Annotated in this window: 10 protein-coding genes; 4 read left to right on the top strand and 6 right to left on the bottom strand. The window is 64.9% G+C overall.

Going from position 1 to position 12,702, the window contains the following annotated elements:
* From SJI03_RS28585 to SJI03_RS28570, 4 genes are all read left to right on the top strand, one after another.
* The coding region (locus tag SJI03_RS28585) for a hypothetical protein (RefSeq protein WP_322429424.1) at positions 1-1,385 on the top strand (1,385 nt) is incomplete at its 5' end.
* A gap of 139 nt (positions 1,386-1,524) precedes the next feature.
* The gene (locus SJI03_RS28580; RefSeq protein WP_322429423.1) at positions 1,525-2,793 is read left to right on the top strand and encodes a TolC family protein; all 1,269 of its coding nucleotides are present in this window, start codon (positions 1,525-1,527) and stop codon (positions 2,791-2,793) included.
* A gap of 28 nt (positions 2,794-2,821) precedes the next feature.
* Positions 2,822-4,954 (top strand): ATP-binding cassette domain-containing protein, encoded by a 2,133-nt coding sequence (locus tag SJI03_RS28575; RefSeq protein WP_322429422.1) that lies wholly within the window; start codon positions 2,822-2,824, stop codon positions 4,952-4,954.
* Entirely contained in the window at positions 4,951-6,120 is a 1,170-nt protein-coding gene (locus SJI03_RS28570) for an HlyD family type I secretion periplasmic adaptor subunit (protein WP_099380112.1), read from the top strand. Before SJI03_RS28575 ends, SJI03_RS28570 begins: the two co-directional genes overlap by 4 nt.
* A 12-nt stretch (positions 6,121-6,132) precedes the next feature.
* Here the strand turns inward: SJI03_RS28570 and udk are convergent, their stop codons facing one another.
* From udk to rnr, 6 genes are all read right to left on the bottom strand, one after another.
* Positions 6,133-6,777 carry a uridine kinase gene (gene udk, locus SJI03_RS28565; RefSeq protein ID WP_034756921.1) on the bottom strand — a complete coding sequence of 215 codons (645 nt, stop codon included), beginning with the start codon at positions 6,775-6,777 and terminating at the stop codon, positions 6,133-6,135.
* Positions 6,778-6,836: 59 nt separating this feature from the next.
* Entirely contained in the window at positions 6,837-7,340 is a 504-nt protein-coding gene (locus SJI03_RS28560; RefSeq protein WP_322429421.1) for a DUF2199 domain-containing protein, read from the bottom strand.
* 13 nt (positions 7,341-7,353) lie between these two features.
* Positions 7,354-8,052, bottom strand: a complete 699-nt coding sequence (locus tag SJI03_RS28555) for a YceH family protein (RefSeq protein WP_176389745.1) — start codon at positions 8,050-8,052, stop codon at positions 7,354-7,356.
* 10 nt (positions 8,053-8,062) lie between these two features.
* Positions 8,063-8,812 (bottom strand): serine O-acetyltransferase, encoded by a 750-nt coding sequence (cysE, locus tag SJI03_RS28550; RefSeq protein WP_099380115.1) that lies wholly within the window; start codon positions 8,810-8,812, stop codon positions 8,063-8,065.
* Positions 8,813-8,944: 132 nt separating this feature from the next.
* Positions 8,945-9,688: a 23S rRNA (guanosine(2251)-2'-O)-methyltransferase RlmB gene (rlmB, locus tag SJI03_RS28545; protein ID WP_034756912.1), complete on the bottom strand. Its 744-nt coding sequence runs from the start codon at positions 9,686-9,688 to the stop codon at positions 8,945-8,947.
* Between the two features lie 14 nt (positions 9,689-9,702).
* Positions 9,703-12,264, bottom strand: coding sequence for a ribonuclease R (gene rnr / locus SJI03_RS28540; protein WP_322429420.1), 2,562 nt, complete (start codon positions 12,262-12,264; stop codon positions 9,703-9,705).
* Positions 12,265-12,702 lie beyond the last annotated feature (438 nt).

Genomic DNA, 12,702 nt, shown 5'->3' with positions numbered 1-12,702 from the left:
AGGCCGCCGCGGCTGCCGCCGCCACCGCAGCGCTGGCGCAAGCGGCTGCCACGGCAGCGGCAGCGGCCGACGCCGCCGCCACCGCCAGCGCCGCCGCAGCGGCAGCATCGCTGCTCGCCGCACAGGCGGCGCAGGCCGACGACACTGCCGCCAATCAGGCAGCGGCCAATGCCGCCGCCGCCGCCGCCGCGCACACGGCGGCCATCGCCGCCGACGCCCTGGCCGTCAGTACGGCGGCAACGGCTGCCACGGCCCTGGCAGCGGCCACGGCCGCGCAGAACGACGACGACGTGGCCGCGGCAGCCGCCGCCCAGGCAGCGGCCTCGCTGGCGCTCACCCAGGCGGCACAGGCCGACGATGCAGCGACAGCGGCTGCCACGGTCAACGCCAACAATGCGATAGCAGCGGCAGCGGCAGCCCATGCGGCCGATGCGGCCGCGCCGCTGGCGCAGGCGCAGGCCGCCGCTTCCCTGCTGGCCCTGCAAGCGGCGCAAGCCGATGACGCGGCCGCCGCCAGCGCGGCCGCCGCAGCGGCGCAAGCACATGCCAATGCAAGTGCCGCGTATGCGGACGACGCGGCGGCAGCCCAGGCCAATGCGGACGCACAGGCGGCCGACGTGGCCCTGGCGCAAGCGAACGCCCTCGCCGCGCAGACCGACGCCAACGCCCTGGCGGTGATATCGAATGCGGATGCCGCCCACGCCGCCGCCGTGCAAGCCATCGCCGACCAGACCGATGCCGTGGCGCTCACGCAGGCCGCCGATGCGGCAGTGGCAGCGGCGCTGGCAGCGGCGCAGACGGCCGCCCTGACGGACGCCAATGCCCTGCACCTGGCAGCCGATGCGGCCGCCGCCGCCGCCCTGCAGGCACAGGCGCAGGCTGACCTGACGGATGCAAGCTCGCTGACGGTGGCGGCGAATGCCGATGCCGCCGCAGCGGCGGCAGCCCAGGCGCAAGCCGACCTGACGGACGCGAGCCAGCTGTTCGTGCTGAGCCAGAATGCCCTGCACAACCCGCTGACGGTAGCCGACTTCAGCACCGGCCTGCCGGCCGCCGGCGGCGACGTGATCGACATGTCGGCCATCGCCGACCTGACGGCCTCGGTCGCCGTGGGCGTCAACGTGGGCACGGACTTCAGCAACAACAACCTGTTCATCTTCGACGGCACGTCCGTGTCGATCGGCGCGGCGGCCAGCGCCATCGCAGCCGACGACAGCGTCTTGTCGGGCCAGGGCTACATCGTCATCGCCGATGCGCAGAACAGCGGCGCCGTGACGGTGTATCACTCGAGTGACCTGAGCAACGCCAACGCCATCGACACGGCGCTGGTGCTGCTCAGCGGGGTGAACATCACGCAACTGACGGCGGCCAACTTCGTCGTCTGAAGCGGGGCACCCACGCCAGGCGCCGCGCCTGGCACGGCAGCGGGAGCGCAGCGCAACACGGCGCGCTCCCGCCACAACTTGAAATACGTCAGGCCTGGTGCCGGAAAAATACGGGATGAGATTACGCGGTTTCCCAACATTGTCTTCACTGCCACGCATCGCGGCCTTGCTTGCCGCCGTGACCATGGCATCGGTATCGTCTTTCGCCGGCGCCCAGGGCGCCACCGCCTGGAGCTTCGACCAGGTCTTGCAGCAGGCGCTGCAAAGCCATCCCGCCGTGCAGGGCAGGCGTTCGGCGCAGGCAGCCGCGCGGGCAGAACTCGATGGCGCGCAATGGCAGCGCTTTCCCAGCCTGTCTGCGGAAGTGCCCACCGGTTCCCAGGAAACGGGCGGTGTGGTGCGCATCGAGCAGCCGCTGTGGAGCGGCGGGCGCATCGACGCCGGCATCGATGCCGCCGGCAGCCGGGTCGACGCGGCCGGCGCCGCCATCGAGGAAGAACGCCTGACCCTCTCCCTGCGCGTGATCGCCGCCTACACGGAAGCGCTGCGCCAGACGGCGCGCGTGCGCTCCGCGGAAGGCGGATTGGCCGAACACCAGCGCCTGCTGGACATGATCAAGCGCCGCGTGGTGCAGTCGGTCAGTTCGCAGACGGACCAGCGCCTGGCCGAATCGCGCGCCTACCAGGCGGCCAACGACGTATCAAATGCGCGCCAGGCGCTGGAAAACGCACTGGCGCAACTGTCGCAACTGGCCGGCAAACCCGTGCGCCTCGTCAGCGCCACGGGCATCGGCGTGGGCGAACCGCTGCCCGACGCCAGCCTGGAACGGGTCATGCGCCAGGCCATCGACTACTCCCCCACCTTGCACCGCCTCGATTTCGAGGCGCAGGCGGCCGATTCCGAAATCACCCTGCAGCGCTCGGCCTACATGCCGAAAGTGGTGCTGCGCATGGAAAAGCCCACGGGCGGCATCAATGCCGACAACCGCACGCGCGCCATGCTGGTGCTGCAGGCGCAGCCGGGCGCCGGCCTGTCGGCCAAGGCTGGCGTGGATGCCGCCGTGGCCCGGCGCGAAGGCGCGCGCGCCGCGCACGACGTGGCCGAACGCGAGGTGCGCGAGCGTTTTACGCTGGATTGGAACGAGGCCGAAGCGAGCCGCCAGCGCCTGGGCAACGCGGTCGAAGCCAGCACCACCTCGACGCAGGTATTCGAGTCGTATGCGCGCCAGTACGTGATCGGCCGCAAGAGCTGGAACGACGTGCTCAACGCCGTGCGCGAAGCAACCCAGGCACAATTTTCGCTGGAAGACACGCGCGCGCAGGCGATCGCCGCCAGCCTGCGCCTGGCCGCGCAAACGGGCACCCTGGCCGGGCGCACGGCGCCGGCGGGCATGGTGCGCGCCAATTGACCGCCACAGGACACGAACAGGAGACAGCGTGGATACCTCCATCAAACATGGCTTGCTGACACTCATCGAGCGGGCCGCCCGCCTGACGGGCCAGCACGTGCCCGCCGCCCGCCTGGCCGACCTGCAGCGCCAGCTCGATGACGTCGACGACAGCGGCGCACCCGGCGCGGTATTGACCAGCATCTGGCAGGCGGCCGGCCTGGAAGGCTCGGCGCACCCGCTGCACGAGCCGTCGCCGGGAGAGCTGCCGTTCGCCGTCTACAGCGCCAGCACGGGCTGGGGCTTGCTGCAGTCGCGCGGTGCCGACGGCGCCTGGCGCGGCGAAGGCGTCGATGGGCGCGCCTTGCAACTGGCCTCGCTGGCCGGCCTGGCCTGCGTGGGCCTGCCGCGCCGCAGCGAAAAAAGCGGCGCCCGCCCCGGCGCCCTGGGCCTGGTGCGCAACGCCCTGTGGCTGAAGAAAAGCGTGTTTGTCGACGCCGTGCTGGCCACCGCGCTGGTGACCCTGCTGACCATGGCCACTTCGCTGTTTTCCATGCAGGTGTACGACCGCGTGATTCCGAACCAGAGCTTCAGCACCCTGTGGGTGCTGGTGGTGGGTGTGGCCCTGTCGATCGGCCTGGAATTCATCCTCAAGCAGGTGCGCAGCCGCATCGTCGACCACTCGTGCAATGACGTCGACCATGAATTGTCCGAGTGGTTTTTCCAGCGCATGCTGGGCATCCGCATGGAGTCGCGCCCCGCGTCCGTCGGCACCCTGGCGGCGCAAGTGAAAGGCTTTGAAATGGTGCGCGGCGTGCTGACGTCGACCTCGCTGTTCGTGCTGACAGACGTCCCCTTCGCCCTGATTTTTCTCGCCATGATCACCATCATCGGCGGCTGGCTGGTGGTGGTGCCGCTGGTGGCCCTGCCGCTGGCCCTCGTGTGCGGCCTGATGTTCCAGCGCGCCATCGAAAGCCATACGCGCAAGAACCTCAACGCCAGCAACCGCAAGGCCGGCTTGCTGGTGGAAGCCGTCGATGGCGTGGAAACGCTCAAGGGCAGCAGCGCCGAATGGATGATGCAGGCGCGCTGGGCCGAACTGGTGGCCGAGAGCAGCCACGCGGAGCAGAATATCCGCGACTATGCGGCCCTGTCGCAAAACATCACGGCCGCCTTCCAGCAGCTGACCAATGTGGCGCTGATCTCCATGGGCGCGTGGTTCGTGGCCGAAAACCAGATGACCATGGGCGCCCTGATGGCTTGCACCATCATCAGCAACCGCGCCCTGATGCCCATCGTGCAGCTGCCCGCCGTGATGGTGCAGTGGGCGCATGCGCGCGCCTCGATCGACGGACTGGAACAGGTCATCAGCCTGCCCAACGAGGCCGATAACGCGCAGTTCGCGCTGACGCCGCGCAGCCTCGATACGGGCTTGCGCTTCGAACGCATCCGCTTTACGTATGGCGGCGCGCAAAAGGTGGCGCTGGAAGTGGAAAATCTCGCCATCCGTCCTGGCGAGCGCGTCGGCCTGGTGGGCGCCATCGGTTCGGGCAAGAGCACCCTGCTGAAGCTGGCCTCGGGCCTTTACCAGCCGGCCGAAGGCAAAGCCTACCTGGGCGACGTCGACATGGCCCTGCTGGCGCCGGCCGTGGTGCGCGAAATGGTCGGCTACCTGCCGCAGGAAACGCGGCTGTTCAGCGGCACCCTGCGCGACAACCTGTTATTGGGGCTGGCCGACCCGGGCGAGGAAGCGATCCTGGCTGCCGCCAAACGCACGGGATTGATCGAGCTGATACTGGGCCAGCCACGGGGACTGGCGCTGGGCATCACCGAAGGCGGGCGCGGCGTCTCGGGCGGCCAGCGCCAGCTGATCGCCGTCACGCGTTTGCTGCTGGCCAAGCCGCGCATCTGGCTGCTCGATGAACCGACGGGCGCCATGGATGCGAAAACGGAAGCGCGCATCGTCGGACTGTTGGGCGAACTGGCGGCCGAAGGCGTGACCATGGTCGCCACCACGCACAAGAACGCCCTCTTGCCCCTGCTCGACCGCCTGGTGGTGCTGCAGGCGGGACGGGTGCTGCTCGACGGTCCGCGCGATGCCGTGCTGGCCAAGCTGTCGGGCAAGCCGCAGGCTGTGCCCAGTACAACACCTGCGCCGGTGGCGCAAGGAGCCGTCGCATGAAACTGGCCAGGGTCGAAGCGAAAGAGGAAGCGAAACGGGGCCGGGTGCTGATCTGGAGCTGCACGGCGGCGCTGGCGGGTGTCATCGCCTGGGCTTCATGGGCGGAGCTGGACCAGGTCACGCGCGCCAACGGCCAGGTGATCGCCAGCTCGCGCAACCAGATCATCCAGGTGGCCGATGGCGGCGTGCTGGCCGAGCTGCGCGTGCATGAAGGCAGCGTAGTGAAAAAGGGCGAATTGCTGGCGCGCTTTGACCGCACGCGGGCCGAGACAAGCTACCTGGAAAGCACGGCCAAGGCGGCCGGGCTGAAGGCGGCCGTGGCGCGCCTGCAGGCGGAAGTGTTTGGCGGCGCGCCCAAGTTCCCGCCCGAACTGCAGGCGTTCCCGGAATTTCGCGCCAACCAGCTGGCCCTGTTCAGCAAGCGCCAGGGCGCCGTGCAGGCGGAAGTCAGTTCGCTGGACAGCGCCATGAAGCTGATCAAAGAAGAGCTGGAAATGAATCTGCCGCTGCTGGAAACGGGGGACGTCAGCCGCGCCGAGGTGCTGAAACTGCGGCGGCAAGTGGTCGACATCCAGGCGCAGATCACCAACCGGCGCAACAAATATCTGCAGGACAGCCAGACGGACCTGGTAAAAGCCCAGGAAGACCTGGCCGGCGTGCTGCAGACGGTGACGCAGCGCAAGGAGCAGCTGGGCTCGACGGATATCTACGCGCCCACGGACGGCATCGTGCGCAACGTGCGCCTCACCACCCTGGGCGGCGTGGCCAAGCCGGGCGAAGAAATCCTGCAGATCGTGCCGACGGACGATGACCTGATCATCGAGGCGAAAGTCAAACCGGCCGACATCGCCTTCATCAAGCCAGGCCTGCCCACGGCCGTGAAACTGGACGCCTACGACTACGGCATCTACGGGCGCCTGCGCGGCACCGTCAGCTACATCAGCGCGGACACCTTAAGTGAAGACAACAAGGGCAACGAACAGCCATACTATCGCGTGCAGATCAAGACCAGCGGGCGCAATCTGATGGGCAAGAATGGCGAACCGATCCTGATCCAGCCCGGCATGACGGCCACCGTGGAAATCAATACGGGACGCAAGACGGTCTTGCGCTACCTGACGAAACCGATCACCAAGACGTTCTCGGAATCGATGGGGGAGCGCTGACGCAGCGTGCTTTTAGCCGGCAGGCTTCAGGCGGCCAATGACGCTCGCCACCTTGGCCGTGATCATGTCGACCGCGGGGCCATTCGCGCCATGCGGCAAAATGACGTCGGCATTGCGCTTGGTCGGTTCGATGAATTGCTTGTGCATCGGGCGCACGGTTTCCAGATACTGCTCGATGACGCTTTCCACCGAGCGGCCGCGTTCCGTGATGTCGCGTTGCATGCGGCGGATGAAGCGCACGTCGGAGGCCGTGTCGACAAAGATCTTCAGCGACATCATGTCGCGCAAGTTTTCGTCATACAGGGCAAACAGGCCTTCGATGACGATCACCGGCGCCGGCTTGACGGGAATGGTCCTGCTGGAGCGATTGTGCAGCGTGAAGTCGTACTCGGGCATCTCGATCGCTTCGCCATTGCGCAAGGCCTGGATGTGCTGCACCAGCAATGGCCACTCGAACGCCTGCGGATGGTCGTAATTCTGCTGGCGCCGGACTTCAGGGGAGAGATGGGTTTGGTCGCAGTAGTAGTCGTCCTGCATCACGACCGAGACCATGTCGGCGCCAAAGGACGCCAGCACTTGTTGGGATACGGTGGACTTGCCACTGCCGCTTCCGCCAGCGACACCAATAACAAACGGTTGGAAGGAAATAGTATTCATGCCGAATGATACCGGAAACATGAGCGGACTGACAGGGAGCTGCTGCAAAGCCGGGTCTGTCACGCGCCATGCATCAGTCGCGCATACAGCTCGGCCACCCGCTCCGCCGTGATGCCGTCGCGCTGCTCCACCGCCAGCGGATGGTCGGTCGGTTCCAGCTCGATTGCCGGGCGTATGCCGTCGTCGCGCAGGTGCACGCGGGTTTTCAGGTTCAGGGTAGCCGGATACTCGGACAGTTGCGTGCTGAGCCAGCCGAAGAAGGGGCCGATGTGCGAACGCCTGGCTTCATTGAAGCACGCGTCCCACGCATCGAAGCTTGCGCCGCTCAGCGACACCCACACGCCCCAGCTGAATGGCTCATCGGAGCCATGCACGGGGATATCGATGGTGGCGCGCACGAAGCAGTGTTCTTCGTCGACGATGCAAGCGTCGCTGTCGAGCTGACAGCGCGCTTCGCGCTCGGCGGGCGCCATCTGCTCATACATCCAGGGCGCGTCGGCGCCAAAGCTGGGCATCCCCGTGTGGGTCTCGCCGCAGGAGCGGCACAGGAAGGAAAACGTCACGCGTGAAGCAGCCTTATTCGAACTGCTTGCGGAACGCCTCGAACTGCGCCGCCAGGCCATCGAAGTCGCTGCGCAATTGCAGCACTTCCTGTTCCAGCTGCGCCACCCTGCTGCCCTGCTGCGGCGCGCTGACAGTCCCCGCAAAACCGGCCGCCGTCTCGCTCTGCGCCAGCGCTTCCTCGCCGCCCAGCAAGTGGCCGTAGCGCGGCTCCTTGGCGCCAGGAGCCACCATCAGCTTGGCCACCAGCGGCGGGTATTTATCGATCAGGAACTGCAGACCGGATTCCACTTCCGCCACGGACTTGAATTCATGCACCCTGCCGCTGCGGCTGCGGATTTCACCCGCCGTCTGCAAGCCGCGCAGCATCAATATCGTCAGGATGGCCAGCTTGTCCTGTTCCAGCGACCACTTGATGCGCATGCGGTGTTCGTACTTGGCGACGCGCGCGCCCGCTTGCGTGATGCCATTGACGAATTTGCGCTGCATCAGCCGCTGCAGCACGTCGTAGACGGTTTCCTCGGAGAGGGCCATGACGGGGTCGCGGCTGGACAGCTGGTTGCAGCCGTTGGTCAGGGCGTTCAGCGACAGCGGATAGCTGTCCGGCGTCAGCGCTTCCTTTTCGGCCAGCACGGCCAGCACGCGGATCTCGAAGGGGTCGAGCAGATTGGGATTATCGCTACTCTTTTCTGCTGCATTTGCGTCTGTAGTCATGCCTGTATCCTTAATCAACCAGCTTGTTCATTTGCTCGGAATCGAATTTATCACACTCGGGCACGCCCTGGCAGCAGATACCGGCCGCCTTCAGGGTGGCGAGGATGGTTTCGATGCGCTGTTCCTGCGCCACGGCGTGCGTGATCAGGCCTTGCAGGGCTTTCGACAGCGGATCGTCGCCGTTGGGCGTGACGCCATACGCGGCGAACAAATGCGCCGTGCTGCCCTCGCGCAGGGCGCTGACATCCTTTTGCACGATGTGCGCGGGGTTGCCGACGGCCGTGGCGCCGGACGGCACGGGTTTCAATAGCACGGCGTTCGAGCCCACCTTGGCGTACTCGCCCACCGTGAAGCTGCCCAGCACCTGCGCGCCGGCGCCGACGATGACGCCGCGTTCCAGGGTCGGATGGCGCTTGGCGCCGCTGTGCAGCGAGGTGCCGCCCAGGGTCACGCCCTGGTAGATGGTGCAGTCGTCGCCGACGACGGCCGTCTCGCCGATCACCACGCCAAAGCCATGGTCGATGAAGACGCGCCGGCCGATGACGGCGCCCGGATGGATCTCGATGCCCGTGATGATGCGGGCAAGGTAGGAGATGAAGCGCCCCACCCACTTCATGCGCCGCGTCCAGCACCAGTGCGCCCAGCCGTGCATGACGATGGCGTGCAAGCCGGGATAACAGGTCAGCACCTCCCAGCCATTGCGGGCGGCGGGGTCACGTTCAATGATGCTGTTGATATCTTCGCGCAGGTGGTGGAACATAATGACAATGAATAAGGTGGAACGCAAATGGTAGCGTATTCGGCGGGGGAATGCTGGAGGGGAAAGCAAATCGGCCGCCAGCACCAGGGCGGCGGCCGATCATGGAAGCGCTACAAAACGTGCAGGACGTTCTTATGCTTCTAAAGCAATCCGCTGGCGGCGGGCTTCGTAAAGACATACACCGGAAGCGACCGACACGTTCAGACTCTCGACGGAGCCGAACATCGGGATGCTGACGAGGATGTCGCAGGTGTCGCGCGTCAGACGGCGCATGCCTTCGCCTTCGGAACCCATGACGAGGGCCGTGGGGCCCGTGAAATCGGCTTCGTACAAACCTTTTTCGCCGTCGTCCGAGGTGCCGATCAGCCAGATGCCGCGCTCTTTCAATTCACGCATGGTGCGCGCCAGATTCGTCACGGTGATATACGGGACGGTTTCGGCGGCGCCGCTGGCGACCTTGGCCGCCGTGGCGTTCAAGCCCACGGCACGGTCCTTCGGCACGATGACGGCATGTGCGCCGACGCCGTCGGCCACGCGCAGGCAGGCACCCAGATTGTGCGGGTCGGTGATGCCGTCGAGAATCAACAGCAGCGGCGGGCCGTCGATGGCGTCCAGCAGCTCATCGAGATTGCGCGCCAGCGACAGCTGCGAGGCAAACGCGATCACGCCCTGGTGACGGCGCGTACCGACGATTTTATCGAGACGCGACGAATCGACGGGCATGACGCGCACGTTGGCAGCCTTGGCGGCGGCGATCATGTCCTTCATGCGGCCGTCAACGCGGCTGGCATCGACGAAAATTTCTTCCACGGACGATGCTTCATGACGCAAACGCGAGGTGACGGCGTGGAAGCCGAAAATCATTTTATTCTTCATTATCTATCTATCGCTTATCGCTTGTTCTTGCTTGATTTTGATACAGTTTTTGCTGCACGTGGTGCCGCCGCAGCGGGTGCCGCGGCTGGTTTCTTGCTGCGCTTCGGCGCGGCTGCCTTGAGGGCCGCCGCCTTGGGGGCTTCCTTCAGCGCTGCCTTGGCTTGCGCCTTGGCTACAGGCTTGGCGCCATTGGAACGGCCGCCGGAACCATTGCCGGGTTTGCCACCGTTGTTGCCGCTGGCCTTGATCTCATGGCGCTGCTCGGTCGCAGGACCGGGCTTGACCATGGATTTCTTTTCGCCCTTGCGCTTGCCGCCAGCTTGCTTGGCTGGCGCTTCTTCGCCCGCCAGTTCCGCATCGGTGACCAGACGCAGGTCGATCTTGCGCGTTTCCAGGTCGACACGTGCCACTTGCACCGTCAGACGGTCGGTCAACTGGTAGCGCTTGCCCGTGCGTTCGCCGCGCAATTCATGGCGCGCATCGTCGTACTGGAAGTAATCGGTGCCCAGCTCGGTGACGTGCACCAGGCCTTCGACAAACAGGGTGTCGAGCTGCACGAACACGCCGAAGGTGGTCACGCCGGTAATGGTGCCGGTGAACTCCTCGCCCAGCTTGTCCTGCATGAAGTAGCACTTCAGCCAGGCTTCGACGTCGCGCGACGCTTCGTCGGCGCGGCGCTCGTTGGCCGAGCAATGCACGCCCAGCGCGTCCCAGATCGTCAAATCCGTCTTCTTCGGCTTGCCGTCGGCCTTGTCCTTCGCCTGCTGCTTGCGCGTGGCGTTCGACACGTTCGTGTTCAGCACGGTCTTCTCGGACAGCTTCGGCTCGTATTTCTTGCCTTGCAGAATGGCCTTGATGGCGCGGTGCGTCAGCAGATCGGGATAGCGGCGGATCGGGCTGGTGAAGTGGGCATACGCCTCGTAGGCCAGGCCGAAGTGGCCGATATTGTCCGGGCTGTAGACGGCTTGCTGCATCGAGCGCAGCAGCATCGTTTGCAGCAGGGCCGCGTCGGGACGCGCCTTGATCTGCTGCATCAGGGTCTGGTAATCGGATGCCGATGGCGTGTCGCCGCCCGTCAAGTTCAGGCCGACTTGCTTGAGGAAGGTGCGCACTTGCGTGAGCTTTTCCTTGGTCGGGCTGGCATGGATGCGGTAGGTGCCTGGATGCTTGTTACGCAGCAACAAATCGGCCGCGCAGACGTTGGCCGCCAGCATGCACTCTTCGATGATCTTGTGCGCTTCGTTGCGCGTGCGGGGGATGATCTTTTCGATCTTGCCAGCCGTATTGCAGACGATATAGGTTTCCGTCGTCTCGAAATCGATGGCGCCCCGCTCCGTGCGCGCCTTCAGCAAGGCGCGGTAGACGGCTTCCAGATTCTGCAGGTGCGGCAGGATGTCCGCGCGGCGTGCCGCTTCGGGTCCCTTGGTGTTGCCCAGCACGGCAGCGACTTCGTCATACGTGAGGCGCGCGGCCGAATGGATCACGGCCGGGTAGAACTGGTAAGCCTTCAGCTCGCCCTTGTCGCTGACGACAGCGTCGCAGACGAGGGTCAGGCGGTCGACGGCCGGGTTCAGCGAGCACAGGCCATTCGACAGCTTTTCCGGCAGCATCGGGATGACGCGGCGCGGGAAGTAGACGGACGTGCTGCGCTCCAACGCGTCGATATCGAGCGCGTCGTTCGGTTTCACGTAATGGCTGACGTCGGCAATCGCCACGATCAGGCGGAAGCAGTTGGCGCGGCCAATCTTGACGGGTTCGCAATATACGGCATCGTCGAAATCGCGCGCGTCCTCGCCGTCGATGGTAACGAGCGGCACGTCGCGCAGGTCGACACGGTCTTTCAGGTCGGCGGCGCGCACTTCGAACGGCAGTTTTTCAGCTTGCTTGAGGGCGGCGGCGGAAAAGATGTGCGGCACATTGAATTTGCGCACGGCAATTTCAATTTCCATGCCGGGATCATCCAGAGCGCCCAGCACTTCGACGATCTTGCCGACCGGCTGCTTGAAACGCATCGGTTGCTCGGTCAGCTCGACGCTGACGATCTGGCCGGCTTTTGCCTTGCCGACCGAACCGGTGACGAGGATGTCCTGGCCGATGCGCTGGTCTTCCGGCGCCACGACCCAGGTACCGTTTTCATGGATCAGGCGGCCGATGACGTGGGTGTTGGCGCGGTAGGTGACTTCGACGATCGTGCCTTCCGGGCGGCCGCGGCGGTCCGTGCCGACGATGCGGGCCATGACCTTGTCGCCATGCAGTACTTTCTGCATTTCTTTCTCAGGCAGGAACAGGTCGGCGCTGGCGTCGTCGGGAATGACGAAGCCGAAGCCATCGCGGTGGCTGGTGACGCGACCGGCGACAAGCGCGCTCTGGTCGGCCAGGCTGAAAACACCGCTGGCGTCAGACTTGAGCTGGCCGTCGCGCTCCATCGCCTTCAGGCGACGGACCAGGACATCCATGGAATCGGCATGCACTTGCAGCGTTTTCCCGAGAGACTGCGGGTCGAGAGGCGCGCTGACGCTGCGGAATATGCCGAGAATGTCCTCCCGGCTGGGGATGGTGTGGGTATTTTGGCTCAAAAGTATTTCTATAGTTGTTATTGACAGTGATCAAACGGAAGACAAAGACCGATGACATCACCGTCAATATTGACACGGTGATGTCCGGTAGTGTACCGGAGGACGCCTTGGTTTGCCTAACGGACAGCGTAGCGGAAACCGAACAAGTGCCCCGCCGATGAAAAAAAGGAGAAAAGCTGCGCAATGCATTTGACTTCGGTAAATATTGCTCTATAATCTCGGTCTCTTGCAGCGACAAACCTTCACGGGAATGCAGTTGCAGGAAAGCGGTACAGGGTTGATGTGCAGTATGGAGCGAAAGCTCATCTGGCGCAAAACTCTTCAAGTCGCTATAATAGCAGAATTGTTGTGAAGTTATTTTTCAACAAGTACTCGAGCAGTAATGTAATAAGTCACAGCAGCATCAGTGCCCACGTGGCGGAATTGGTAGACGCGCAT

The organism is Janthinobacterium sp. GMG1 (assembly GCF_034427795.1).
Classification (GTDB): Bacteria; Pseudomonadota; Gammaproteobacteria; order Burkholderiales; family Burkholderiaceae_D; genus Janthinobacterium.
The sequence above is the reverse complement of the archived record's forward strand: the minus strand, read 5'-3'. Positions and strand labels throughout refer to the sequence as shown.